Source organism: Arthrobacter crystallopoietes, from assembly GCF_017603825.1.
Classification (GTDB): Bacteria; Actinomycetota; Actinomycetes; order Actinomycetales; family Micrococcaceae; genus Crystallibacter; species Crystallibacter crystallopoietes_B.
Genome location: NZ_CP072014.1, coordinates 1,954,450 through 1,977,981, shown reverse-complemented (window position 1 = coordinate 1,977,981; position 23,532 = coordinate 1,954,450). Strand labels below are relative to the sequence as shown.

The window sequence follows — 23,532 nt, the reverse complement described above, 5'->3', positions numbered from 1 at the left end:
GAGCAAGCGATGTCGCAAACCGTTACAGAAACCACCGGCCAGCTGCACGTCAGCAGCGAAATTCCTGCGTTGCTGGAACGCATCGAGGAAATTACACCGCTGCTGATGTCCCAGGCCTCGCAGAACGAAGAGTTGGGCTACCTCACCGAGACGGCAGCCCAAGCACTGCATGATGCCGGCGTTTTCCGGTTGGGTATCCCGCAGGACCTCGGCGGCTATGAGGCCTCGCCGCGGCAGGTCATCGAGGTCATCGAAAAGCTGTCCTATGCGGATGCCTCCACCGGTTGGGCGGTCATGGCACTGCAGATGATTACCGGCACCACGGCGGCGTACCAGGGAGCCGAGGCCACCGAGGCGCTGTTCGCCGACGGCGGCTACCACCTGATGGCCGGGCAAGGTACGCGGCTGGGCACGGCCACGAAGGCCGACGGCGGCTACCTCCTCTCCGGCTCCTGGAGCTTTGCCTCGGGATTGCCGCTGGCCAGCCACATCCACACCGCTGCCCTGGTCGAGGAAACCGGCGAGGCCCTGATCTTCACCTTCCCCAAGGCACAGGCGCAGATTGTCGATAACTGGGATGTCATGGGTCTCAAGGCCACCGGCAGCATCGACTACAGCACCACGGATCTGTTTGTTCCGCAGGCTTACACCTACAACGTTGCCACCAAGGACTCGGTCCACGGGGGTGCTTTGTACCGGATGGGCCTGGCAAACATGTCCGGCATCAACCATGCCGGCTGGGCGCTCGGCGTCGGCCGCAGAATGCTGGACGAAATGAAGATGCTGGCGCAGAAGAAGTCCGGCGCCCCGGGCGCCAGCGTGGACACCGACCAGTTCGCCGCGGAATATGCGAAAGCTGAAGCCACGTTGCGTTCCGCCCGTGCCTTCGTCATGGATGTCTGGTCCGACAACGAGGCCACGCTGGACGCTGGCGAAATCCTCTCCCCGGAGCAGGAAACCCTCACCCGGCTGGCACTGAACAACGCCACGTGGTCCGCGCATGAAGTCTGCATGAGCGTCTACAAGTGGGCGGCCACCGCCGCCCTGCGCGATGGCGATTTGCAGCGCTTCTTCCGCGATATGCATGCCGGCACCCAGCATATGACCTCCGGGCCGGTGGTCCTGCAGGCGTGCGGTCGCATGCTCTCCGGACTGGCGGAGGACGCCGAATGGGTCTTCTTCTCCCTCGTTGAGAACGGGGCACAAAAGTGAGCCACAGCCAGACCGTCCAGCGGGTTGCCGAGGGCGCCTTCGAGGATATGCTCTCCGCCGACCGGTTCAAGGCGGCTTTCCGTAACCATCCGGCCGGCGTCGCCGTAGTCACCGCAGACCCCGGCGACGGGCCGGTGGGGCTGACTGCCAGTTCGGTTATCTCGGTCTCCGCAAATCCCCCACTGCTGGTGTTCTCGCTCTCGGCGTTCTCCTCGGCCGCGCCTGCACTCGCCCGGGCAGAGACTGTGGTCGTCCACCTGCTCGGCGCGGACCACGTCAACCTCGCTAAAACATTCGCCACCGCCGGCATCGACCGATTCGCGGACCACAACAGCTGGTCCAGACTGGTCACTGGTGAACCGGTCCTGGCCGATGCCCCGACCTGGCTACGTGGACGCATTGTGGAGCGCATGGAAGCCGGGGATTCGACTGTCGTCGCCGTGCAGGTGCTGCAGGCGCAGACTCCGGAACCTGAGGAAACTCCTGACCCGCTGGTCTATCACAACCGTGCCTGGCACCGACTCGGCGAGCAGTCCGTACTCGTCTAACCCACTCCCGCTGAAAAGGAAAGAACTCATGGCACTTGACCAAGCAACTTTGGGCTTCCTGTCCGGAATGGCGGAAGCCGCCGGCCCGGATGCCAAGCCGATGTGGCACCTGTCCCCCGCCGAAGCCCGGATCGCCAGCAACGGCCTCAAGGACCTCTACGGCGAGGGCCCGGACATGCACCGCAGCGAGGACCACACCCTTATCGGGTACGACGGCGGCACCTTCCAGGTACGTGTCCACGTCCCCACCGCGGAACCCTCCGCAGTCATCGTGTATCTTCATGGCGGCGGCTGGGTTCTGGAAGACATCGCAGGCTATGAAACGCTGGGGCGGCAGTTGGCCGAAAAGTCCGGCGCGGCCGTTGTTCTCGTGAACTACCGCAAGGCGCCGGAGCATCCCTTCCCGACGCCGGTGGAGGACTCTTGGACGGCACTGCAGTGGGCAGCTTCCCATTTGGAGCAGATCGCAGGCAGGGCCGTTCCCCTATTCATCAGCGGGGACAGCGCCGGCGGCAACCTCGCCGCGGTGAACGCGCTGCGTGCGCGTGACCAGGGCGGCCCGGAAATGTCCGGCCAGATCCTCATGTACCCGGTCACCGACTATGACCTCACCCGTGGCTCCTACCTCGAGCCGGAAAACCAATCCTTCCTGACCACCGAGTTTATGGACTGGTTCTGGAACCACTACGTCCCTTCCCCCGAGGACCGGCTGCATCCGGAGGCTTCCCCGCTACGCCATGAATCGCTGGCGGGCCTGCCGCCGGCCTTGGTGCTCACGGCCGAACACGACGTCCTCCGGGACGAAGGCGAGGCCTATGTCGAACGCCTGCGTGAGGCAGGAGTTCCCGTGGAGCACCGCCGCTGGCCCGGCCAAATGCACGCATTCTTCTCCATGGTGAATGTGTTGCCGGCCAGCGCCGAGGCCATGGAACTGGTGGCGGCCAAGGTCCGGGATGGCTGGGCCGCCGCGAACTAAACATTTGGCCGGTGTCGATGCCTCCTGTCATCCCAAGGAGGCATCGACGTCGTACTTTTTGACTTGTTTTGATCGAATCCGCCGTGTTTTTGCTGCTTTCCGCCATGATCCGGATCGCGCATTTAGAACGCTGCTGTGAGCTGCAACACTCGAGGGCAGGGGCTTCCAAGCCCAGCTACTGAACCAAAGGAAAAGCAATGGTGATTTTCAACGACGGGGTCGCTGAGACCGAGACCCCGGATTCCAACGTCGTCGAGACGGACGTGCTGATTGTCGGCTCCGGCCCGGCCGGTTCCTCGGCCGCCCTGTTCCTGTCCTCACTCGGTGTTCCCAACATCATGATCACCAAGTACCGCTGGACGGCCAACACGCCGCGGGCGCACATCACCAACCAGCGGACTATGGAGATCTTCCGCGATCTGGGTATCGAGGAACAGGTCCTCGCCGATGCGACGCCGCATCACATGATCGGCGACACCGTTTTCTGCACCTCGATCGCGGGCGAGGAGATCGGCCGCATCCTGACCTGGGGCAACCACCCGGCGCGGCACGCGGATTACGAGCTGGCGTCTCCGTCGCTGAACTGCGACATTCCGCAGACTTATCTCGAGCCGATCCTGGTCAAGAACGCCACGATGCGCGGCACCCAGACCCAGTTCTCCACCGAGTACCTCTCGCACGCCCAGGACAACGACGGCGTCAGCGTCCGGGTGCTGAACCGGCTCACGGGCAGCGAGTACACCATCCGTGCCAAGTACCTGATCGGTGCGGACGGGGCGCGTTCGAAGGTGGCCGCGGACATCGCGCTGCCGTACGAGGGCCAGATGGACATCGCCGGTTCCATGAATATCACCTTCAAGGCGGACATCGCTGAGCTCGTGGGCCACCGGCCGTCGGTGCTCTACTGGGTGGTCCAGCCCGGTTCGAACATCGGCGGCATCGGCGCCGGCTTGGTCCGCATGGTCCGGCCGTGGAACGAGTGGCTGATCGTCTGGGGCTTCGATATCAATGAGGGAACCCCGGAGGTCAGCGAGGACGACGCCCGGCAGGTGGTCCGCAACCTGATCGGGGTGCCGGATCTCGACGTCGAAATCACCGGCATCTCGCTCTGGGGCAACAATGAGCAGTACGCCACGCACCTGCAGAAGGGCCGTGTCTTCTGCGCCGGCGACGCCGTGCACAAGCATCCCCCGAGCAACGGTTTGGGCTCCAACACCTCTATCCAGGACTCCTACAACCTGGCATGGAAGCTGGCCGCAGTGCTCAGCGGGCAGGCCGGCGAGGAACTGCTGGAGACCTACTCAGCCGAGCGCGCGCCGGTGGCCAAGCAGATCGTTACCCGCGCCAACCAGTCCGGCCGCGAGTTCGTGAAACTGTTCGAGGCGCTCGGCATCGACAAGGCCGAAACCCCCGAGGAAATGCTCGCCCTGATCGAATCCCGCAAGGACAGCACGCCCGAGGGCGCAGCGAAGCGACGCGCAGTGCAGGAAGCCATGGAGATCAAGAACTACGAGTTCAACGCCCACGGCGTGGAGCTCGGCCAGCACTATGAGTCCTCCGCGGTGGTCGCAGACGGCAGCACCAGACCGGCACCACAGCGGGATCCGGAACTCTACTACGAGCCCTCCACCCACCCCGGTGTCCGGCTGCCCCATGCCTGGGTGGGCGACAACGTCAACAAGTACTCCACCCACGATCTGGCACCCTACGGACAGTTCACCCTCTTCACCGGCATCACAGGCGAGGACTGGGCCACCGCCGCCCAGAAGGTCAGCGACCAGCTCGGCGTGACGGTGAAAACCGTAGTGATTGGCCCCGGCCAGGACATTACGGACCTGTACTTCGACTGGGCGAAACTCCGCGGCGTGGAAGAAGATGGTGCCGTACTCGTCCGCCCGGACAAGCACATCGGCTGGCGCGCCGACCGCCTGCCCACGGATCCGGAAGCCGCTCTTCTGGACACCGTTTCCGCCATCCTGAACCGAGGAGCCTGAGCATGAGCCTGAATTTTGAACATGTCACATTGGGACAGCGCGTGTTGTTCGGCTCCGGCAAAGCCGCCGGGAACCTGGCCGCGGAAGTCACCCGCCTCGGCGCCCGGAAGGTCATGGTGATCGCCTCGGAGTTCGAGGCCCTGATCGCGAAGAAGGTCACCGCTGACATCAGCGTGACCCTGGATTACGACGACGTCGCCCCGCACGTCCCGATCGAGAAGGCCGAAAAAGCGCGGGCCGCCGCCCAGGAGCACGGCATAGACTTGCTGGTCTGTGTCGGCGGCGGGTCCACGACGGGTCTGGCCAAGGCCATCGCCCTGACTTCGGGTTTGCCGATTATCGCGGTGCCGACTACGTACGCCGGGTCCGAAGCGACCAACGTCTGGGGCCTGACCGAAGCGGCGCGCAAGACCACCGGCGTCGACGACCGTGTCCTCCCGGCAACCGTGGTGTACGACGCCGAACTGACCCTTTCGCTGCCCGCGGACCTGTCCGTCGCTTCGGGTTTGAACGCTTTGGCGCACTGCGTGGACTCGATGTGGGGACCGCGGGTGGACCCGATCAACCAGGCTTTGGCCGCGGAGGGCATCCGCGCCCTCAACCAGGGCCTTCCCCTGGTCAACCAGGACCCTTCCGGTTTGGAGGGACGTGAGCAGGCGCTCTACGGTGCATACCTCGCCGCGGTCGCGTTCGCCTCGGCCGGGTCCGGGATGCACCACAAGATCTGCCACGTCCTCGGCGGGACCTGGAACATGCCCCACGCCCAAACCCACGCCACCGTGCTCCCGTACGTGTTGGCGTTCAACGCCCCCGAAGCCCCCGACGCCGCGGCACGGATCGCCGCGGCCTTCGGCACCGGCAACGCCGTGGAAGGCCTCAACCGGCTCCGCGCAACGTTGGACGCTCCGAAGGCGCTGAAGGACTACGGCTTCACCGAAGACAACATCGCCGAAGCCGTCGACCTCATCCTGCCCGTGATCCCCGCCTCGAACCCGCGCACCCCCACCCGGGAGAACCTTACCGAGCTGCTGGCCGCGGCGACCGCCGGCACCACCCCCGGCCTCTGACCGGGAAGCACATAGTTTTAGGAGAACCACCATGACCGAAACCACTGAAACCACATCAGGGACCGGCGGCATCAGTCCCGAGCAGCAGGCCGTTGAACAGCAGCTCGTCGAGACTGTGATCGCGTCCTTCGACGCAGCGAAGGACGAGCGGTTGAAGCAGTTGATGCAGTCGCTGACCAAGCACCTGCATGCGTTCATCCGCGAAGTCCGCCTCACCGAAGCCGAGTGGAACAAGGGCATCGAGTTCCTCACCGCCGCCGGCCACATCACCGACGACAAGCGCCAGGAATTCATCCTGCTCTCCGACGTCCTCGGCGCGTCCATGCAGATCATTGCCGTGAACAACGAAGCCGTCGGGGATGCCACCGAGGCAACCGTGTTCGGGCCGTTCTTCACCGAAGACGCCCCCGAAATTCCGATCGGCGGGGACATCGCCGGCGGCGCCGCCGGACAGCCCTGCTGGGTCGAAGGCACCGTGAAAGACACGCAGGGCAACCCCGTCCCGAACGCGCGGATCGAGGTCTGGGAAGCCGACGACGACGGGTTCTACGACGTCCAGTACACCGACGGCCGCGTCGCCGGCCGCGCCCATCTCTACTCCGACGAGAACGGGAAGTACAGTTTCTGGGGCCTGACCCCCACCCCGTACCCGATCCCGCACGACGGGCCCGTCGGCAAAATGCTCGAAGCCACCGGCCGCTCCCCCGTCCGCGCCTCGCACCTGCACTTCATGGTCACCGCGGAAAACCTGCGCACCCTCGTCACCCACATCTTCGTCGAGGGCGACCCGCAGATCGAGATCGGCGACAGCGTGTTCGGCGTCAAAGACTCCCTGATCAAGAAGTTCGACCAGCAGCCCGCCGGCGCTCCCACCCCCGACGGCCGGGACCTCGGGAACCAGACGTGGGCCCGCACCCGCTTCGACATCGTCCTCGCCCCCGCAGAAAACTAAGCGAAGACCGGCGGCAAACCATCCAGCCCGGCTGCTCAATGAGCAGCCGGGCTGAACTGCTGGTGGCAGGCACCTGCAGGCACGTGTCCGAGGAGGCGGCGCTAAAGTAGGTGCAAGCCGCAAATGGATCCGGGTGACGCTGATGGCTTCCGAAACGATCAAACTGTTCCTCGCCGGGGATGTGATGACCGGCCGGGGCGTGGACCAGATCCTGCCCAGCCCCGGGTCGCCGAAACTGCGGGAGGGATATGTCCGCAATGCCCGGGATTACGTTGCACTGGCCGAAGCGGCCAACGGCCCGATCCCCCAACCTGTCGAGCCCGGCTGGCCGTGGGGCGACGCTCTGAAGATCATCGGCGCAGCCGCCCCGGATCTCCGCGTAATCAATCTGGAAACCAGCATTACCAACGACGGCGATTTCGCGCATGGCAAGGGCATTCACTACAGGATGCACCCGCAAAACATTGCTTGTCTCACTATCGCCGGCATCGATGTCTGCGTGCTGGCGAACAACCATGTGCTCGACTTCGGCGTCGCCGGGCTGACCGACACGGTGGACGTGCTGCACCGGATAGGTATCCGGACCGCTGGCGCAGGGCGGGACGTCGCGGAAGCGTGGAACCCTGCGGTGCTGAGCACCGGTCACGGGAGGGTGCTTGTCTGGTCTGCCGGCTTGGAATCCAGCGGCATCTCCCCCGCCGGTGCCGCCGGTAACCACCGGCCGGGCGTGGCCTTCCTGCCGGATCTGTCTGAGGACAGCGCCGCGCTGATTATCGAGCGCGTGCACTCCGCCAAGCGGGACGGCGACCTCGCCGTCGCCTCGCTCCATTGGGGCTCGAACTGGGGCTACAGGGTTCCCCGCGGCCAGATCGAGTTTGCCCATCGGCTGATCGACGGCGGCGTCGACATAGTGCACGGCCACTCGTCCCACCATCCGCGTCCGATCGAGGTCTACCGCGGCCGGCCGATCCTCTATGGCTGCGGCGATTTGATCAACGACTACGAGGGAATCAGCGGCTACGAGCAGTACCGTGACGACCTGCGATTGCTGTACTTCGTCACCATGGACACGGCTTCTCAGGAACTGCGCGAGCTGCGCCTCGTGCCCGTGCGCTCCCGACGCATGCGGCTGGAGCGGGCAACAGTGGACGAGGCTTCCTGGCTGCACCGCGTGCTCGGCGATGCCAGCAGCAGTTTCGGCACCACAATCGGTATGGCCAGTGACGGCACTATGACTGTCGTGGCGCCTTAGGTCTGAATAACGACGGCGCCTCATACAAGAACTGCCCGCGCATGCCTGGGAGCATACGCGGGCAGTTCTCATGGACTGATTACAGGGTTCCGGTGGTGAAACTCCAAATCGTCGTGGCGGCCGGGTTACCGGCCAGGTCCCGCGCGGCGGAGGTGCCGCCCGTCAGCGTCACGGTGTACCTCGTGTTCGAGGCCAGAGTTGCGCCCGGGTTCAGGACCCACTGGTTGGTGGTGCCGTTCCGGGTGACCGTGGCCGTCACGGCCGCACCTGTCGTGGCATTCTTCAGGTTGAACGTCGTCGCAGTGACTCCCTGCATCGGCTCGCTGAACGTGGCCGTGATGTTGTTGGCCCGCCGAACTCCAGTGGCGTTGACCGCCGGCGTCCTTGCGGTCATGGTCGGAGCGGCGCCGGTGATGAAGGACCAGCTGGTGCTTGCAAGCGGAGTGCCAATGGTGTCCCGTATCGCCGTCGTTCCTCCGGTCAGCGTCGCCGTATACCTCGTATCGGCGGCGAGGTTCGCGGACGGGTTGAGGGTCGCGACCCGCGTGGTGGCGTTGTAGCTGACGGCCGCGGGAATGACCGTGCCGGCGGCGTTCTTCAAGGTAAACGTCGTGCCGCTGACCCCAGTGACCGCCTTGCTGAAGGTCGCGGTGATGTCGCCGGCGGACGAGACCGCCGTGCCACCGGATCCCGGCGTCCGCGCCGTGACCGTAGGTGCGGCAGCCGTCGTGAAGGTCCAACTGGTGCTGGCCAGCGCAATGTTCGCGGTGTCCCTGATGGCCGTGGTGCCGCCGGTCAGGCGTACCGTATAAACAGTGTTCGGAGCGAGGTTCGACGTCGGATTCAGGGTTGCCCTTCGTGTCGCCTGGTCGTATGTCACGGTGGCCGGAATGACGGTCCCCGCAGCATTCCTGAGCGTGTAGGTGGTCCCGGAGACGCCCTGCATGAACTCGCTGAACGTTGCCGTGACGTTGCTGCCGATGGCCACGTTGGTCGCCGATACCCCGGGCCCGCGTGCCGTCACCGTGGGAGCCACCGTGTCGGCCGGTCCGATCCGCACCGTCCGGCTCGCTACGGCACCGATGTTGCCGGCTGCATCGGTAGCGCGGACGTCGAAGATGTAGGTGCCGTTTACCTGGGCATCGTACGTCTTGGGGGAGGCACAGGTTGGGTCCCAGGTGGCGTTGCTCGGCAGGAGCCGGCAGTCGAACCGTGCTCCGGTTTCGTTAGACGTGTAGTTGAAGGTGGGTGTGTTGTCGAGCGTAGGAGTGGATGGGAAGGGTGCCACCACCGAAGCGGCTGGCGCAGTGGTGTCCACCGTGAACGTCAGGGTCGGGGAAACCAGGTATTGCGGCACTGCCGGATCTGCCGGCGCACCGGTCACAGGGTCTACGGCGTAGGCGGGATTGACGATCCGGGCCTGTACCTTGTGCACGCCCGCAGCCAGCGCCGTCGCCGGTTTCAGTGAGTAGGAGCCGTTGGTCATGGCAACGGAGGCGGCAGGAGCGCTGGCGCCGTCCAGCATCAGTTCCACAGTGGCGGTGGAAGCCGGGCCGCCAGGGATGTTACCGGTGAACGTCGGCGTGGTGGCATTGGTGATGTTGTCCGTGGTGGAACGGCCGCTGTCGCTCGCCGCCGTCAGGTCCGGCGTGCTGGGGGCGCCGTCGTCGCCGTTGAACACCAATCCTTGGACGGTGAAGGTGTCCACAGTCAGGGTGTCCACGCCCGGTCCGCCGGCGTTGGGTCCGGTGACAATGACGGCGTTCGTGCCGGATGGTGCGCCCGTGACCGGACGGACAGTGTTGATATCGCCAAGGGTGCCGGCGGCTGCCCCGGTCTGCTTCAGGAAGGCAGCGGTGGTCCCCACGGCATAGTCTCCCAGGAAGGCGGCGCCTACCCCCTTCCAGTCGCAGGGAACCAGCGCAGTCGGCGCGCAGACGCCCGAGTCGAGCGTGGTCTTGATGCGCCCGAGTGCTGCGTTCTTGGGGTCGGGCTCGGCGGTGAGCGTGGTGGTGCCGTAGGGGTGCGTCACTGTGTAGGAGGCATTGGGGACCAGGTTCTCGATGATGAAGCGCAGCCGGCCGAAGCCCATCTGCTCACCCTGCTTGACCGGGCCGTTGACGTGAGCCGCTTCCAGCGCTGCCTCGTAGAGCCGCAGGTTCCCGCCGCTGGCTTCCGCCGCGAACCAGAACGCCTCCTCCGGGAAGTTGTCCGGGTAGGATGCGGGTACGGCCGTGTTGGGCGGCTCGGCCAGGCAGCCGGAGTTCGCCATGTAGCACAACTGCAGCTTCACGCTGCCGTCCGAGTACCACATGGGGAAACCGTTCTGCTGATCAACCGGGCCCACGGCGGCAACGTCAGCACTGGCGGGCAGTGCTGCGAGGGGGACCAGGGAGGCTGCCAGCGTCACCGCTGCGGCAAGCGAGGCGAAGGTCCGGCGCCTGGCCGGTTTACTGTCGGGAAGATTAGACACGATGACTCCTTCAGCTGCTGGAAGGAACGCCCCTTTGAGGCCAGGGTCCGTGGGACTCGGCAGCTTACAAGTCCTGCCTAAAGGTTTAGCCTCTTGTTCTTGTTAAAAACTTGGGTCTCACTCACGTCCGCATGCAGTTGCGCTCAGCCAAACCGGCGGCAGAAAGGATCCGCCACGTCATAGTCTCGGCGCACAAGCCGAGGGAAATCTTGGGTTACAGCACCGCGGCGACGAGAGCCACGAGAGGCGGGCCGCCTTGGGCTACGGCACTGCTGATTCCCGTTCCGCGGGGCCGGCTCAGGGCCAGCCGGTCCGCGATAAGCAGCACGATTCCGGACAGGAACATGAACAGGCAGATGTAGACGACCAGCGCCCGGCCCACGGCGACCTCACCGGCAGCCCACAGAATGACACCGAGGATCAGGCCGGCTGCCAGGAAGAGGTTGTAGAAGCCCACCCCGAAAGCCCACAGACGGATGGCCGGAACGTCGACCGCCGGCGTCGAAAAAATGCGCCCGTGCACTCCGGGGCGGCGGAACAGCAGGGCTTCCCAGACGAAGACGAGGATGTGCAGCACCGCGGCTAGCAGGGCGAAGCCCCAAACCACGCCGGTCATGGCACACGCTCCATTCCTTCGACGGTCACGTCGTGGCGCGCGAGCACCTCGCGTACCTGTGCCAGAGTCTCCTCCATTGGCCGGTTGTGCGGCACGGTCGCGTCCAGGTCGGCGTGGAACCTGCCCATGCCATCAGTCAGGCTCACAGTCAGGAACTTGACCGAGGGGCTGAGCACCGTGAAGGTATGCAGGGCTGCCGGCGGGATAGCAACGGACTCCCCCGGCCCCAAGTCGTACCCGTCGTCGTCAATCTGGACGATCATGCGGCCACTGAGTACGTAGTACGCCTTCGCCCAACCGGTGCGGTGCGGCGGTGTGGCCGGGCCGCGCGGGGCATCAACCTCGAAGACTTCGTAGTTTCCGCCAGTGTGTGCGGCGTCGATCTTCACCGTCAGGACGGCGTCCGGCGAGACGAATTCCTGGCCCTCGCCAGCGGCTGTGTGCTGAATAAGATGTGCCATGACTCCACGCTAGAAACCCGCTATGACCGCGTCGATCCCAGAATTAAGGGGATCCGTGCGGTGGCGCCCGGTGGGATACTTTTCTTATGTGGGAGGAGCGGGCCTACCGCGTCCGCAGGAACATCGCGGCACTTGCCGCCACCGGACTGGGCGTCAGCGAACTGCACGCCGAGGCCATCCGCCTGGTGTGCCGGGAGATCAGCACGGAGCTGACCTGCTGGGCCACCATCGATCCGGAAACGCTGGTCATCAGCACCATGGCCAGCGGCGAGACGAGGATTCCGGCAGCGTATGAGCCGCTGCTGGCGGAGGCCGAATATGCGACGGCGGAGCCCCACCGGTTTGCCGCCCTGGCCGCCCGCAAGCAGTCCGTGGCCGCACTGTCCGAACTGCCGGAACGCGAACGCAGGCACAGCATCCGGCTCAACCAGGTGTGGCGGCCGCTTGGCCTGGACCGCGAACTGCGCGTCCTCTTCCTGGCCGACGGCGCATGCTGGGGCGCGGCGGGCATGGTCCGCGCCGGCCGCGACTTCACAGATCGGGAAACGGAATTCCTCGTAGGCGTGGCGCCGGCCATTGCCTCAGCGACCCGGCTGGCGGTGCGCTCCGAACTCCACAGAGCCCCGCCGGGAACCGGCCGGGCCATCGTGATTACCGGGCCGCAAGGAGAACTGCGGTCGGCAACGCCCGGTGCATTGGAATGGCGGAACCGGCTGGACGAGATTTCGCCCGGACGCTTCCTGACCATGATGAGCGTGATGGCCGCCGGCGCCCGCACGTCGTCAACGGGAGAGTTCCGGGCGAAGCTGCGCGACGCCCGCGGGCAGTGGGCGATCCTCCGTGCGTCGCTGTTGCTCGGTGCGGAGGAGTCCTCGACCGCCGTCGTTATTGAGCCGGCCGCCGGACAAGAACTGGTTGCCCTGTTGCTGGCCGCCTACGGGCTGAGCCCCCGCGAGCGGCACATCTGCGCCGAGGTCATCGCCGGCCGTTCGACGGCAGAGATCGCAGACCGGCTCTTCATCTCCGCGCATACCGTGCAGGACCATCTGAAGTCCGTCTTCGCCAAGGTCGGCGTCCACAGCCGCGGCCAACTCGCGGCACGCCTGCGGCCCGACGCGGTGGAGCCCAACAAGGAAACCATCGCGCGCTGAGGCCCGCACCGCCGTCGTACTCTGTTTGCCGCCGTTATGTGGAGGCCTGTCGCCGGGTCCGGTCGGGCCGATCCGCTTCCGCCTTGGCCACCACGTGCTCCCGCAGCGCGGGCATAATGGTCTCACCGTAGACCCGCAAGGTCTCTTCTTTGTTGTCGTGCTGCAGGTAGCCGGCGAACTGGGTCACGCCGAGCGCCTTGAGCTTTTCCAGCTTCTCGATGTGCTGCTCCGCCGTGCCGAGCACGCAGAACCGGTCAACAATCTCGTCCGGGACGAAGGACGTATGAATGTTGCCGGCCCGGCCGTGCTCGTTGTAGTCATAGCTGTCGCGGCCGGCGATGTAGTCGGTCAGGGCTTGCGGCACCGTGGAGTCCGAGCCGTACTTGGCCACAATGTCGGCCACGTGGTTGCCCACCATGCCGCCGAACCAGCGGCATTGATCGCGCATGTGTTCCCAGTCCTGGCCCACGTACATCGGAGCGGCGACGCAGAACTTGACCGCCAGCGGATCCCGTCCGGCGTTGGCAGCAGCCTGGCGGACGGTCTGGATCATCCATTCCGCAATGTCTACATCGGCCAGCTGCAGGATGAAACCGTCCCCCACTTCGCCGGCGAGCTTCAGCGCCAGCGGACCGTAGGCGGCAACCCACACCTCCAGTTCGGACCCTGCGCTCCACGGGAACTGCAGGGTGGCCCCGTTGTATTCGACCGGGCGCGAGTTGGCCAGTTCGCGGATCACATGGACGGCCTGGCGCAGTGTCTTCAGGGTGGTCGGCGCACCGTTGATCACCCGCACCGCCGAGTCGCCGCGGCCGATTCCGCACACGGTCCGGTTGCCGTACATCTGGTTCAGGGTGGCGAAAGTGGACGCCGTGACGGTCCAGTCCCGCGTGGCCGGGTTAGTGACCATGGGGCCCACCTTGATGGTGCGGGTCTCGGCCAGGATCTGGCTGTAGATCACGTAGGGCTCCTGCCACAGCAGGTGCGAATCGAAGGTCCAGACGTAGTCGAACCCGTGCTCTTCGGCCTTCTTCGCCAACGCCACGGTGCGCGCGGCCGGCGGGTTGCACTGGAGGACTGTTCCGAATTCCATCGCTCGCTCCTAGATCAGGTACTGGCTGGGATCACGCCTGAGATACTGCCCGTGCGTCTTGCTGCCCAGGTACTGGTTGTCGTCGACGATGACGCGACCGCGGGACAGGACGGTGTCCACGTGGCCGTCGATCTCGAAGCCTTCCCACGCGGAGTAGTCCATGTTCATGTGGTGGGTCTTCTCCAATCCGATGGACGTATGCCCTTGCGGGTTGTAAATAACGACGTCGGCATCGGCACCGGGGGTGATGACGCCTTTGCGTCCGTACATGCCGAACATCCGTGCGGGGGTGGTGCTGGTGATTTCCACCCAGCGCTCCAGCGGGATCTTGCCGTCCACGACGCCCTGGTAGATCAGGTTCATCCGGTGCTCCACGCCGCCGATGCCATTGGGGATCTTGGAGAAATCTCCCACGCCCATGTCCTTCTGCCCCTTCATGCAGAAGGGGCAGTGGTCGGTGGAGACCATCTGGAGCTCGTTGGTCCGCAGCGCCTGCCACATGTGGTCCTGGTGATGCTCAAGCTTGGACCGCAAGGGCGTGGAGCACACCCATTTGGCCCCCTCGAAGCCCGGCGCACCCAGCTGGTCTTCCAGCGAGAGGTACAGGTACTGGGGGCAGGTTTCGCCGAAGACGTTCTGGCCGTTGTGCCGGGCGGCCGCCAGCTGGGCCACGGCCTGCTTGGCCGAGACATGGACTACGTACAACGGGGCGCCGGTGAGGTTGGCCAGCATGATGGCCCGGTGGGTGGCTTCCTCCTCCATCTGCCAGGCCCTCGCCACCCCGTGGTAGTAGGGATCGGTTTTGCCCTGGGCGAGCAGTTCGGCCACCATGGCATCGATGGCCGGACCGTTCTCGGCGTGCATCATGGTCATCAGGCCGGTTTCGGCCCCCACTCGCATCGCCTTGTAGATCTGCGCGTCGTCGCTGTAGAAGACACCCGGATACGCCATGAACAGTTTGTAGCTGGAGATCCCCTCGCCGGTCAGGCCCTCCATGGCCTTGAGAGAATCGTCGTTCACGTCGCCGATGATCTGGTGGAAGCCGTAGTCGATGGCGCATTCGCCGTCGGCCTTGTCGTGCCAGGACTGCAGCGAGTCCATCACGCGCTCACCGTACTTTTGGATCGCAAAGTCCACAATCGTCGTCGTACCTCCCCAGGCGGCGGCGCGTGTCCCGGTTTCGAAAGTGTCGCTCGCCTCGGTGCCACCGAACGGCATCTGCATGTGCGTGTGCGCGTCGATCCCGCCGGGGACAACATATTTGCCGGCGGCGTCCAGCACTGTGTCCACCGAGGACTTCAGGTCATGGCCCAGCAGGGTCGAACCGGGCGCCAGTACGGCTACGATCTTTTCGCCGTCGATCAGCACGTCCGCTTCGCTGCGGCCTGTCGAGCTGACCACGGTCCCGCCGGCGATCAAGGATGTAGACATCGGGTTACTCCTGCCAAATTCTCGGGGGCGGGCGGCTTACGGCGCGACGATCGGCCCGTAGGCATCAGGGCGACGGTCGCGGTAGAACTGCCAGCTGTTGCGGGCGGTGCGCACCAGGTCCATGTCCAGGTCACGGATCAGCAGCTCCTCTTCGCTGCCGCTGCCCAGTTCGCCCACGTAGTTCCCCTGCGGGTCCACAACATAGGAGGTGCCGTAGAAGTTCACGGCCTCGTCGCCGAACTCGTTGGCTTCCGATCCCACGCGGTTCGGCACCACCACGTAGTAGCCGTTGGCGGCAGCGGCGGTCGGCTGTTCCAGCTCCCACAACCGGTTGGAAAGGCCGGGTTTGGAGGCGTTCGGGTTGAAGACCAAGTGTGCACCGTTGAGGCCGAGCGCCCGCCAGCTTTCCGGGAAGTGCCGGTCGTAGCAGATGTTCAGTCCGACCTTGCCCACTGCGGTGTCGAAGATCGGCCAGCCGAGGTTGCCGGGCCGGAAATAGAACTTCTCCCAGAACTTGTCCACATGCGGCAGATGGTTCTTGCGGTACTTGCCCAGATACGTCCCGTCCGCGTCTATCACCGCGGCGGTGTTGTAGTAGATGCCGGGCTGTTCCTCTTCATAGACCGGAAGGATGATGACCATGTGGTGCTCGGCTGCCAGCTTGGCGAAGCGTTCCGTCAACGGACCCGGCACCGGCTGCGCGAAGTCGTAGTACTTGCTGTCCTGGACGATGCCGAAGTAGGGCCCATGGAACAGTTCCTGGAAGCAGATCACCTGGGCGCCCTCGGTCGCTGCCTTGCGCACGAAGTCTTCATGTTTCCTGACCATGGACTCCTCGTCCCCGGTCCAGGTGGTCTGTGTGAGTGCTGCCCTAACCGTTGTCATCGACTGCCTCCGATATGCCTTAAAGACTGGGCCCAACGTCCGTCACGTGCTGACACAATAGCCCCGCTGCACTGGGAAAACCATGGTTCGAAGTCCGAAACCTCCAATGGAATTTAAATGGGGCCTATACTCGGTCTCGGACCCACCGGTTGCGTATGACCGGCCCGCACGGCCTGGAATTGGGCCGCCGGTCACCGGCTGTCGCCGGTTCCCTTGAACAGCGCCCCGGCGCGCTGGCTGCCAACACCACTGCGCCTGGCCGACGAACCGAGGTCCCATGCGCAATCCCGCCTCGTTACGCTCCGTTTTGCCCCTCCTGGCCGCGGCTTCGCTGGTGCTCGCCGGGTGCGGCAGCCCGGCGCCGGCCGGTTCCGTTCCGGGTGGCTCCGCTGCTGCTGGCTCCGCACCGGCTTCGGGCTTTCCCTTCACAGTGGATAACTGCGGCACCAAGGTCACCTTCACGGCACCGCCGGAGCGTGCCGTGACGATCAAATCCACCAGCACGGAACTGCTGCTCGCCCTCGGCCTGGGCGACAGGATGGTGGGAACGGCCTTCGCCGACGGCCCCGTGCCGGAGCAGTGGCAGCAGGACATCCCGGTGATCTCCGAGCAGTTGCCGGCCCAGGAACCGGTGCTGGCGCTGGAGCCCGACTTCATCTACGCGGGGTGGGAATCCAACTTCTCCGCGGACGGCGCCGGCGAGCGCGAGGCATTGGGCAAGCTCGGCATCAACACCTATGTCTCGCCCGCGGCGTGCCAGCAGCCGGGCTACCGGCCGGCTCCGCTGACCTTCGAGAACATCTTCGCCAGCATCCGGGAAATGGGCCGGATTTTCGACGCCGATGCCGCGGCCGCCCAGCTCGTCAATGAACAACGGGAGCAGCTCGACGCAATAGAGCCGCACGGCAAGGAGCTCTCTGCGCTCTGGTACAGCTCCGGCTCGGACACCCCGTTTGTCGGCGGCGCCAGCGGAGCTCCCCAGCTGGTGATGGAGGCGGCGGGCTTGACGAATGTGGCCGCCGATGTGGACCAGGCGTGGTCCCCGTTGTCCTGGGAAGTTGTCGCGGAACGGAATCCCGATGTCATAGTGCTGGTGGATTCCAGCTGGGGCAGCACCGAGAAGAAGATCGGCGTGCTGGAGGCACATCCGGTGATCTCGCAGCTGGACGCGGTCAAGGAGGGCCGGTACCTGGTGGTCCCTTTCGCCGCTTCCGAAGCCGGTGTCCGCAGCGTCGAAACAGTCCAGTCCCTGGCGGACCAGCTGGCCGAGCTCGATCAGCCATGAGCCTGCGCGAGCACCCAAGGCTCAAGATAACGACGACGGCGCCCGGCACCTTTGCCGGTTCCCTGTCCGGCCGGCGGCCGATGTCCGGTGTGTTGTGGGGCGCAGTCTTGCTGGCCGCGCTCGTCGCCTCGGTGCTAATCACTGTCTCGATCGGCCCTGCCAACCTGTCGCCGCTGCAGGTACTCGGCTCCATACTCCGGCATCTGGGCCTTCGTCCGGAGAGCTTTGGCGCCGCCGTCGAGCTGACCGCCATCCAGGACGGCATTGTCTGGGAGCTGCGGCTGCCCCGGCTGCTCACGGCCGCGCTGGTCGGCGCCGGCCTCGCCGTCAGCGGCGCGGTCATGCAGGCACTCACACGCAATCCTCTGGCCGACCCCTACCTGCTGGGGCTGAGCTCCGGAGCTTCGCTGGGCGCCGTCGCGGTCCTCCTGCTGGGCGCCGCAGTACTGCTGCCGGTGGCGGCGTTTGCCGGCGCGATGGCCGCGATGGTGCTCACCCTCGGACTGGCTTCGGCCCTGGGCGTCATCACCCCCACCCGCACGGTGCTCGCCGGGCTGGCGGTCTCCGCGTTGGCTTCCGCACTGGCCTCCTTCATCATCTTCTTCTCCGCACAGGGCGATTCCTACCGCGAAGTGCTCAGCTGGATGATGGGCTCACTGTCGGCCGCAACCTGGGGCTCCGTCGCCATCACCGGCGTCGCGTTTGCCCTGGCCGGTACGCCGGTAGTGCTGTCCGGGCGGATCCTTGACGGCTTCGCGTTCGGCGACATCGCAGCGGCGGCCCTCGGCCTTAATGTCACCGCCATCCGATGGCTCCTGCTGGGCGGAACGGCCATACTCACCGGGGCCATGGTCTCGGTCAGCGGTTCCATCGGCTTCGTCGGCCTGATCCTGCCGCACGCCGTCCGGCTGCTGACGGGCGCACGGCACCGCGCGCTGCTTCCGCTCTCCGCCCTGGCCGGCGCCCTGTTCATGGTCTGGGCGGACACCCTGGCCAGGACGCTGTTCGACCCGCGCGAAATCCCGGTCGGCATCATTACCGCGTTGCTCGGAGCGCCGGTCTTCATCGTCATGCTCTGGCGCTGGAGGAACGCCTCATGAATCCGGTAACCGGCCCCGTGCAGCCCTTGACCTCGAGCCGGCGTTCCGGCGACGCGGCCACGCCAGCTTCTCCCGCCGCGCCGCCCGGCGTTTCGCTGCAGGGACTGGGCCTGGACTACCGGGCAGGCGGCAAGCTCATTCTCGACGGCGTGGACTGCCACGTCCCGGCAGGCACCGTGACCGCGCTGCTCGGTCCCAACGGCGCGGGCAAATCGAGCCTGCTGCAGCTGCTGGGCGCCGTCGCCGTGCCCCATACCGGTTCCGTCCAGCTGAATGGTTCCAACCTGCATGCCCTGCGCCGCAAGGAGCGCGCCCGCCAGCTGGCCTTCGTGGAGCAAAGGGCAGACACTGACCTGCCGCTGACCGTGCTGGATGTGGTGTTGCTGGGCCGGCTGCCTTACCGTTCCCTGCTGGCAGGCACCAGCGACGAGGACCTGGGCGTTGCCCGGCGCAGCCTCACCGCGGTGGGCCTCGACAGCTTCGCCCAGCGCCGGTACGGCACCCTGTCCGGCGGCGAGCGCCAGCGGGTCCAGCTGGCCAAGGCCCTCGCCCAGGAACCGGAAGTCCTGCTGCTCGATGAGCCGACCAACCATCTGGACGTCAACGCCCAACTGGCCAGCATGGAGCTGGTCCACAACCTGGCAGCCGGCGGAGTGGCGGTCCTGGCCGCGCTGCACGACATCAACATCGCCGCCGCCTACTGCGACCAGGTGATTGTCCTGCAGGAGGGCAAAGTCGTAGCGGCCGGGCCCACACCGGAAGTCCTGACGCCGGACCTGATCCGCCGGGTCTACGGGGTGGACGCCGTGGTGCTGGAGCACCCGCTCACGGGCAGGCCGCTGGTGGCCTTGAGCCCGTTGCCCGAGGCTTCACTGCGCACTGCTTCGGCCCAGCCCTCCTCCCGTGCTTCCACCCGGGCTGCCGCCAGTCCTGCTTCATAACCCTGGCGGTAGCCTTCCCGCCGGCCGGCGGCGAACCCCTCGCGGCGTCCGGCTTCGAGTCCCTCCTGCCGGCCCGCCTCCATCGCTTCCGCCGTGCCCAGCCGGAACATGTCCTGTTCGGCCGACCGGATCAGAGCAGCCGCACCCGCGTAGCCACGGCGCGCGCCGCCGTCGTCGTCGTTATTTGGAGCCAAAACCAGGCCGCCCAACCCGCGCACCACCGCAACGGGGCAGCCGCTGGTCTTGCCCTTGACCAGGTCCGCCGCCGCAGCGACCTCGTCCGCCACGGCGGTGACCGTGGCGCTCAACCGGCGGCCCGCGCTGTCCACGGAACCCCGCAGGTCGGCCAGCGGCGCCAGCCCGGACACGCCGATCGCCACGTCCGTCTGCCCGTTCCGCCATGGCCTCCCGAGAGTATCCGTGACGACGACGGCGACGTTCACGCCGCTGCGCCGGCGCAGTTCGGCGCGGAGCCGGTCCGCGGAGCCGTCCGGATCAACGGGCAGCAGCAGGACGGTCCCCTCGGGCGTATTGCTGGCGTCCACCCCGGCCGCGGCGGAGACGATGCCCAGCCGGTTCTCCACGATCCGGGTTACGCCGTTCGCATGCGCACGCGTCGCGACGACCCGTACCGTTTCCGCCGTTATCGCTTCCTCGCGGTCCGCCGCCGGCCGCATGCGCCCCTCGGCCTTGGACAGGATCTTGGAGGTGACCGCAAGGATGTCCCCGTCCTGCAGCTCGTCGCCGACCGCCTGCTGGATGATGGCTGCCAGATCGTCGCCGGCAGCGATTTCGCCGATGCCCTCGATGGCGAAGACGGACAGTGCGCGCAGGCTCATCGGATCAGCACCGGAAGGACTTTGGCGCCGAACACGTCGATCCACTCGCGCTGGTTGCGGCCCACGTTGTGCAGGTAGATCCGGTCGAACCCCAGATCCGCGAATTTCTGGATGTAGGAGCGGTGCACGTCCGGATCTTCGGAGATGACCAGCCGGCCTTCGAAGTCTTCCGGCCGGACCAGCTTGGCCATCTGCTCCAGCTCGAACGGAGACCGGATGTCCCCCTTGGGGAACTTCATGCCGCCGTTTGGCCACTCGGTCATGGCGTTGGACAGCGCTTCCTCGTAGGTCGGGGCCCAGCTCAGATGCAGCTGGAGCACCTTCGGCATTCGGGACGGATCCTTGCCCGCTTCCTTGGCCCCGGCGTCGAAACGGTCGAAGAGCATCGCCACTTTATCCAGCGGCGCCCCCACGGTTATCAGTCCGCCGGCATGCTTGCCCGCGCGCTTGGCCGTGACCGGGCCCGCGGTAGCCACCAGGATTTCGGGTGGCACCTCGGGCATGGTCCACAACCGGGTGGACTCCATCTTGTAGTAGGCGCCGTTGTGCCGGACATCCTTTCCCGCCAGCGAGTTGGTGAACAGCTTGTTGATGATCTCGATCGCCTCGAACATCCTGTTGATCCGCTCCGGCGGTTCCGGCCAGTACTGCCCGGTGATGTGCTCGTTCAGCGCTTCCCCCGAGCCCAGCCCCAGCCAGTGCCGGCCCGGATACATGGCCGCCAGCGTCGCCGAGGCCTGCGCCACCATCGCCGGATGCCAGCGGAAAGTCGGGCACGTGACGCCGGGCCCGATGTCCCCCTTGGTCCGCTCCCCCAGGGCGGAGAGCACATTCCAGACAAAGGCCGATTCGCCCTGCGCCGGCACCCATGGCTGGAAGTGGTCCGCCGCCATCACGCCGGAGAAGCCCTTCTGCTCGGCATATTCGGAGAGTTCAACTGCCTCGCGGGGGTGGAACTGCTCGAGCATCGCAGCGTAACCGATTGTCAGGGACGTAGTCATGAACGAATACTTCCACCGGAACGTTTGGGAAAACAAGAGTGCTGGTTCAGCACCCTGTTGCCGGCGCCGCCGCTGTGGCACGGTGGAGATATCCATCCCGGCGCAAGGAGCATTAGCATGGCACGGATCCTTATGGTCGTTTCGGCCGCAGACTCGCTCACGATGAAGGACGGCACCGAGCACCCCACCGGCTTTTGGGCCGAGGAACTGGTGGTCTCCCACCGTCTGCTGAGCGAAGCCGGCCACACCGTCAATATCGCGACCCCCGGCGGCAGGAAACCCACAGTCGACGCGGTCAGCCTCACCGCGGAGTCGGCTGGCAGCCAGGAGAAGGCAGACGATTTCGCAGCCTATCTGGAGGAGATCGACGCCGAGCTTTCGCACCCCTTTGTGCTCTCCGAGGTCGATGCCTCCTACTTCAACGCGATTGTGCTGCCCGGCGGCCACGGCCCCATGGCCGACCTCGCCACGGACTCGGACCTTGGCCGGCTGCTGGTCGAGGCTGACCGTGAGGAAATCATCATCGCCCCGTTCTGCCATGGCCCGGCCGGACTGCTCAGCGCGAGGAATGACAACGGCGAGTTCGCCTTTGCAGGCAGGCGTCTGACCGTTTTCACCGACGAGGAGGAACTCGGCGGCGGCACCGGCGACAACACGCCCTGGCTGGTGGAATCTACGTTGCGGGCCAACGGCGCGATCGTACAGGCGGGTCCCGCGTGGGCCAGCAACGTGGTCCTCGACGGCAATCTCATCAGCGGGCAGAACCCCCAGTCCAGCGAGGCCGTGGCCAAGGAAGTCCTCGCGGCGCTCGGGCCTGCTCCCGGCGGAGCCCAGGACGATGAAGCCGAATTCGATGCCGACCGGGACGAAGATGTTCGCGACGATGACTACTGAGCGGCGCAGGGCAGCCGGGCGCAAGGCGGCTGCCGAACCGGAGGCGGCTACACCGTGGGGCTGAAAAGCGCGTTCTTTGCCGCGCGCTACGACTCCGCCACGCGCTTCGCCGAGACCCAGGTGCTCGGTCAGCGCCGGGCGGCGCTGTTGTCCGGCCTACAGGGCAGGGTGATCGATGTCGGCGCCGGAACCGGCGCGAATCTGCCGTATTTCCCGCCGTCGTGCACTGTTGTGGCGGTGGAACCGGACCCGGATATGCGCAAGCGGCTGGAAGCGAAGCGCACCACTGCAAGGGCAGACGTGACGATCGACGACGGCGAAGCGGCCCGGCTGCCAGCCGCGGATTCCAGCGTTGATGCCGTTGTCTACACGCTGGTGCTCTGCACGGTGCCGGACCAGGCATCCGCCCTGGCCGAGGCACGGCGGGTGCTCAAGCCCGGCGGGAAGCTGCTGTTCCTCGAACATGTCCGCGGCTTCGGCGCCCATGCCAGGGTCCAGGATCTGGTCCGCCCGGTGTGGCACTTTGCCGCGCAGGGCTGCAACCCCAACCGCGACACCGTTGGGGCCATGGCTGCCGCCGGCTTTACCGTGAAGCTGGACGAAGAGTTCTTCATCGGGCCGAAATGGCAGCCGCTCAACCCGCTCGTGATGGGTGCCAGCACGCCGAAGTAACGCGGGGACGTGCGCTATGCCTGGAGGAGCGCGTCCTTTTGCTGCCTGGAGATCTCGGTCTGGCCCCCGCAGTTCGGGCATGCTGAGTAGTAGCGCCGGCTAGTGGTGAAGACAGGGATGAAGAAGATGGAGAATTTTCCCGCTTCTTCAATAATGCGCTGCGGTCCAAACACGGCACAGAACGGGCAGGTGCCCGGTCGGGTGGCCAGGACACGCGGCCTCCGGCTGAAGCCGAACAGGATCAGCATGGCAACTCCTCCGTCTGGCAGTTGATGGATCAGGCCGGCCCGACACCCCCAACTATCGTGCGGTGTGCCGGGCCGGAGCTTATTTAGATGGTGGCTGGTGGGTCTGTTGGGTCAGCGGCCGAAACCGCCGAGCTTGTCTCCGAGGCCGCCGAGCTTGTCGCCCAGTCCGCCGGGAAGTTTGCTGAGCAGTGCGTTCACGTCGATCCCGAGGTTGGAGAGCAGTCCGGAATCGCGTTCGGTGTCTACCTGGTCCGGCAGGTCCTTTTCGGCCTGCTCGGCCTTGCCTGTGTCGCCCGTAGACCGGAGGAGGTCGAGGATCTGCCGCTTGTCGATCTGCATGATGTACCCGCTTTCCTGATTGTCCTGCTGTGAGGATGTCTGCGCCAATCCATCAGCACACTTACCACTCTGCCAAGCTCTGCACTGCCCCACAACCCCGCA

Annotated in this window: 22 protein-coding genes and 1 pseudogene; 13 read left to right on the top strand and 10 right to left on the bottom strand. The window is 65.9% G+C overall.

The annotated features are described in order from the left end of the window. Positions 1-9 precede the first annotated feature (9 nt). The 7 genes from J5251_RS09130 (at position 10) to J5251_RS09100 (ending at position 8,001) form a co-directional block, all read left to right on the top strand. On the top strand, positions 10-1,212 hold the full coding sequence (locus J5251_RS09130) for an acyl-CoA dehydrogenase family protein (protein WP_208575869.1): 1,203 nt from the start codon (positions 10-12) through the stop codon (positions 1,210-1,212). A 47-nt stretch (positions 1,213-1,259) separates the two neighbouring features. Next, a complete protein-coding gene (locus tag J5251_RS09125) occupies positions 1,260-1,760 on the top strand; it encodes a flavin reductase family protein (RefSeq protein ID WP_208576094.1) in 501 nt (166 codons plus the stop codon). Between the two features lie 28 nt (positions 1,761-1,788). Further along, complete coding sequence (locus J5251_RS09120; RefSeq protein ID WP_244250872.1) at positions 1,789-2,736, top strand: alpha/beta hydrolase; 948 nt, start codon at positions 1,789-1,791, stop codon at positions 2,734-2,736. 197 nt (positions 2,737-2,933) lie between these two features. Then, complete coding sequence (locus J5251_RS09115) at positions 2,934-4,730, top strand: FAD-dependent oxidoreductase (RefSeq protein WP_208575868.1); 1,797 nt, start codon at positions 2,934-2,936, stop codon at positions 4,728-4,730. A 2-nt stretch (positions 4,731-4,732) separates the two neighbouring features. Further along, on the top strand, positions 4,733-5,797 hold the full coding sequence (locus J5251_RS09110; protein WP_208575867.1) for a maleylacetate reductase: 1,065 nt from the start codon (positions 4,733-4,735) through the stop codon (positions 5,795-5,797). 31 nt (positions 5,798-5,828) lie between these two features. Beyond that, on the top strand, positions 5,829-6,749 hold the full coding sequence (locus J5251_RS09105; RefSeq protein ID WP_208575866.1) for a dioxygenase: 921 nt from the start codon (positions 5,829-5,831) through the stop codon (positions 6,747-6,749). A gap of 142 nt (positions 6,750-6,891) precedes the next feature. Next, positions 6,892-8,001, top strand: coding sequence for a CapA family protein (locus J5251_RS09100; protein ID WP_208575865.1), 1,110 nt, complete (start codon positions 6,892-6,894; stop codon positions 7,999-8,001). Positions 8,002-8,080: 79 nt separating this feature from the next. On the opposite strand, the gene J5251_RS20335 is transcribed toward J5251_RS09100, so the two are convergent. The 3 genes from J5251_RS20335 to J5251_RS09085 form a co-directional block, all read right to left on the bottom strand. After that, positions 8,081-10,474 carry an Ig-like domain-containing protein gene (locus J5251_RS20335; protein ID WP_244250871.1) on the bottom strand — a complete coding sequence of 798 codons (2,394 nt, stop codon included), beginning with the start codon at positions 10,472-10,474 and terminating at the stop codon, positions 8,081-8,083. A gap of 214 nt (positions 10,475-10,688) precedes the next feature. Continuing rightward, positions 10,689-11,090 carry a DUF1304 domain-containing protein gene (locus tag J5251_RS09090; RefSeq protein ID WP_139005037.1) on the bottom strand — a complete coding sequence of 134 codons (402 nt, stop codon included), beginning with the start codon at positions 11,088-11,090 and terminating at the stop codon, positions 10,689-10,691. Further along, the gene (locus J5251_RS09085) at positions 11,087-11,551 is read right to left on the bottom strand and encodes a cupin domain-containing protein (protein WP_208575864.1); all 465 of its coding nucleotides are present in this window, start codon (positions 11,549-11,551) and stop codon (positions 11,087-11,089) included. The genes J5251_RS09090 and J5251_RS09085 overlap by 4 nt, the downstream gene beginning before the upstream one ends. 86 nt (positions 11,552-11,637) lie before the next feature. Between J5251_RS09085 and J5251_RS09080 the strand changes: the two genes are divergently transcribed. Next, positions 11,638-12,702: a helix-turn-helix transcriptional regulator gene (locus J5251_RS09080; RefSeq protein ID WP_208575863.1), complete on the top strand. Its 1,065-nt coding sequence runs from the start codon at positions 11,638-11,640 to the stop codon at positions 12,700-12,702. A gap of 34 nt (positions 12,703-12,736) precedes the next feature. Here J5251_RS09080 and J5251_RS09075 read toward each other — a convergent pair whose 3' ends face one another. Genes J5251_RS09075 through J5251_RS09065 form a run of 3 tightly spaced genes read right to left on the bottom strand, consistent with a single transcriptional unit; the run spans position 12,737 to position 16,111 of the window. After that, positions 12,737-13,795: a TIGR03842 family LLM class F420-dependent oxidoreductase gene (locus tag J5251_RS09075; protein ID WP_208575862.1), complete on the bottom strand. Its 1,059-nt coding sequence runs from the start codon at positions 13,793-13,795 to the stop codon at positions 12,737-12,739. A 9-nt stretch (positions 13,796-13,804) separates the two neighbouring features. Then, a complete protein-coding gene (gene hydA, locus J5251_RS09070) occupies positions 13,805-15,226 on the bottom strand; it encodes a dihydropyrimidinase (RefSeq protein WP_208575861.1) in 1,422 nt (473 codons plus the stop codon). A gap of 36 nt (positions 15,227-15,262) precedes the next feature. Beyond that, positions 15,263-16,111 (bottom strand): nitrilase-related carbon-nitrogen hydrolase, encoded by an 849-nt coding sequence (locus J5251_RS09065; protein WP_139005032.1) that lies wholly within the window; start codon positions 16,109-16,111, stop codon positions 15,263-15,265. A 277-nt stretch (positions 16,112-16,388) separates the two neighbouring features. Between J5251_RS09065 and J5251_RS09060 the strand changes: the two genes are divergently transcribed. The 3 genes from J5251_RS09060 to J5251_RS09050 are packed head-to-tail and all read left to right on the top strand — an operon-like array spanning position 16,389 to position 19,437. Then, positions 16,389-17,396 (top strand): putative F420-0 ABC transporter substrate-binding protein, encoded by a 1,008-nt coding sequence (locus J5251_RS09060; protein ID WP_208575860.1) that lies wholly within the window; start codon positions 16,389-16,391, stop codon positions 17,394-17,396. Next, complete coding sequence (locus J5251_RS09055; protein WP_208575859.1) at positions 17,393-18,496, top strand: putative F420-0 ABC transporter permease subunit; 1,104 nt, start codon at positions 17,393-17,395, stop codon at positions 18,494-18,496. The genes J5251_RS09060 and J5251_RS09055 overlap by 4 nt, the downstream gene beginning before the upstream one ends. After that, positions 18,493-19,437 carry an ABC transporter ATP-binding protein gene (locus tag J5251_RS09050; RefSeq protein WP_244250870.1) on the top strand — a complete coding sequence of 315 codons (945 nt, stop codon included), beginning with the start codon at positions 18,493-18,495 and terminating at the stop codon, positions 19,435-19,437. The genes J5251_RS09055 and J5251_RS09050 overlap by 4 nt, the downstream gene beginning before the upstream one ends. Before the next feature lie 104 nt (positions 19,438-19,541). Here the strand turns inward: J5251_RS09050 and cofE are convergent. Beyond that, a pseudogene (gene cofE / locus J5251_RS09045) lies at positions 19,542-20,276 on the bottom strand (coenzyme F420-0:L-glutamate ligase); the annotation flags it as partial. Further along, on the bottom strand, positions 20,273-21,277 hold the full coding sequence (locus J5251_RS09040) for a TIGR03557 family F420-dependent LLM class oxidoreductase (RefSeq protein WP_208575857.1): 1,005 nt from the start codon (positions 21,275-21,277) through the stop codon (positions 20,273-20,275). The pseudogene cofE and the gene J5251_RS09040, both read right to left, overlap by 4 nt. A 117-nt stretch (positions 21,278-21,394) precedes the next feature. Here J5251_RS09040 and J5251_RS09035 point away from each other — a divergent pair, with 117 nt between their 5' ends. Together J5251_RS09035 and J5251_RS09030 are read left to right on the top strand one after the other, a co-directional pair. After that, on the top strand, positions 21,395-22,171 hold the full coding sequence (locus J5251_RS09035; protein ID WP_208575856.1) for a type 1 glutamine amidotransferase domain-containing protein: 777 nt from the start codon (positions 21,395-21,397) through the stop codon (positions 22,169-22,171). A gap of 54 nt (positions 22,172-22,225) precedes the next feature. Beyond that, positions 22,226-22,843, top strand: a complete 618-nt coding sequence (locus tag J5251_RS09030) for a class I SAM-dependent methyltransferase (RefSeq protein WP_208575855.1) — start codon at positions 22,226-22,228, stop codon at positions 22,841-22,843. A 14-nt stretch (positions 22,844-22,857) separates the two neighbouring features. Here J5251_RS09030 and J5251_RS09025 read toward each other — a convergent pair whose 3' ends face one another. After that, positions 22,858-23,091, bottom strand: a complete 234-nt coding sequence (locus J5251_RS09025; protein WP_139005025.1) for a zinc-ribbon domain-containing protein — start codon at positions 23,089-23,091, stop codon at positions 22,858-22,860. A gap of 111 nt (positions 23,092-23,202) precedes the next feature. Then, complete coding sequence (locus J5251_RS09020; protein WP_240793040.1) at positions 23,203-23,478, bottom strand: hypothetical protein; 276 nt, start codon at positions 23,476-23,478, stop codon at positions 23,203-23,205. Positions 23,479-23,532 lie beyond the last annotated feature (54 nt).

Bases quoted from the DNA above. Each gene is read 5' to 3' on its own strand.
- J5251_RS09130 (WP_208575869.1), top strand. From the start codon at position 10: ATGTCGCAAACCGTTACAGAAACCACCGGCCAGCTGCACGTCAGCAGC.
- J5251_RS09125 (WP_208576094.1), top strand. From the start codon at position 1,260: ATGCTCTCCGCCGACCGGTTCAAGGCGGCTTTCCGTAACCATCCGGCC.
- J5251_RS09120 (WP_244250872.1), top strand. From the start codon at position 1,789: ATGGCACTTGACCAAGCAACTTTGGGCTTCCTGTCCGGAATGGCGGAA.
- J5251_RS09115 (WP_208575868.1), top strand. From the start codon at position 2,934: ATGGTGATTTTCAACGACGGGGTCGCTGAGACCGAGACCCCGGATTCC.
- J5251_RS09110 (WP_208575867.1), top strand. From the start codon at position 4,733: ATGAGCCTGAATTTTGAACATGTCACATTGGGACAGCGCGTGTTGTTC.
- J5251_RS09105 (WP_208575866.1), top strand. From the start codon at position 5,829: ATGACCGAAACCACTGAAACCACATCAGGGACCGGCGGCATCAGTCCC.
- J5251_RS09100 (WP_208575865.1), top strand. From the start codon at position 6,892: ATGGCTTCCGAAACGATCAAACTGTTCCTCGCCGGGGATGTGATGACC.
- J5251_RS09090 (WP_139005037.1), bottom strand. From the start codon at position 11,090: ATGACCGGCGTGGTTTGGGGCTTCGCCCTGCTAGCCGCGGTGCTGCAC.
- J5251_RS09085 (WP_208575864.1), bottom strand. From the start codon at position 11,551: ATGGCACATCTTATTCAGCACACAGCCGCTGGCGAGGGCCAGGAATTC.
- J5251_RS09080 (WP_208575863.1), top strand. From the start codon at position 11,638: ATGTGGGAGGAGCGGGCCTACCGCGTCCGCAGGAACATCGCGGCACTT.
- J5251_RS09075 (WP_208575862.1), bottom strand. From the start codon at position 13,795: ATGGAATTCGGAACAGTCCTCCAGTGCAACCCGCCGGCCGCGCGCACC.
- hydA (WP_208575861.1), bottom strand. From the start codon at position 15,226: ATGTCTACATCCTTGATCGCCGGCGGGACCGTGGTCAGCTCGACAGGC.
- J5251_RS09065 (WP_139005032.1), bottom strand. From the start codon at position 16,111: ATGACAACGGTTAGGGCAGCACTCACACAGACCACCTGGACCGGGGAC.
- J5251_RS09060 (WP_208575860.1), top strand. From the start codon at position 16,389: ATGCGCAATCCCGCCTCGTTACGCTCCGTTTTGCCCCTCCTGGCCGCG.
- J5251_RS09055 (WP_208575859.1), top strand. From the start codon at position 17,393: ATGAGCCTGCGCGAGCACCCAAGGCTCAAGATAACGACGACGGCGCCC.
- J5251_RS09050 (WP_244250870.1), top strand. From the start codon at position 18,493: ATGAATCCGGTAACCGGCCCCGTGCAGCCCTTGACCTCGAGCCGGCGT.
- J5251_RS09040 (WP_208575857.1), bottom strand. From the start codon at position 21,277: ATGACTACGTCCCTGACAATCGGTTACGCTGCGATGCTCGAGCAGTTC.
- J5251_RS09035 (WP_208575856.1), top strand. From the start codon at position 21,395: ATGGCACGGATCCTTATGGTCGTTTCGGCCGCAGACTCGCTCACGATG.
- J5251_RS09025 (WP_139005025.1), bottom strand. From the start codon at position 23,091: ATGCTGATCCTGTTCGGCTTCAGCCGGAGGCCGCGTGTCCTGGCCACC.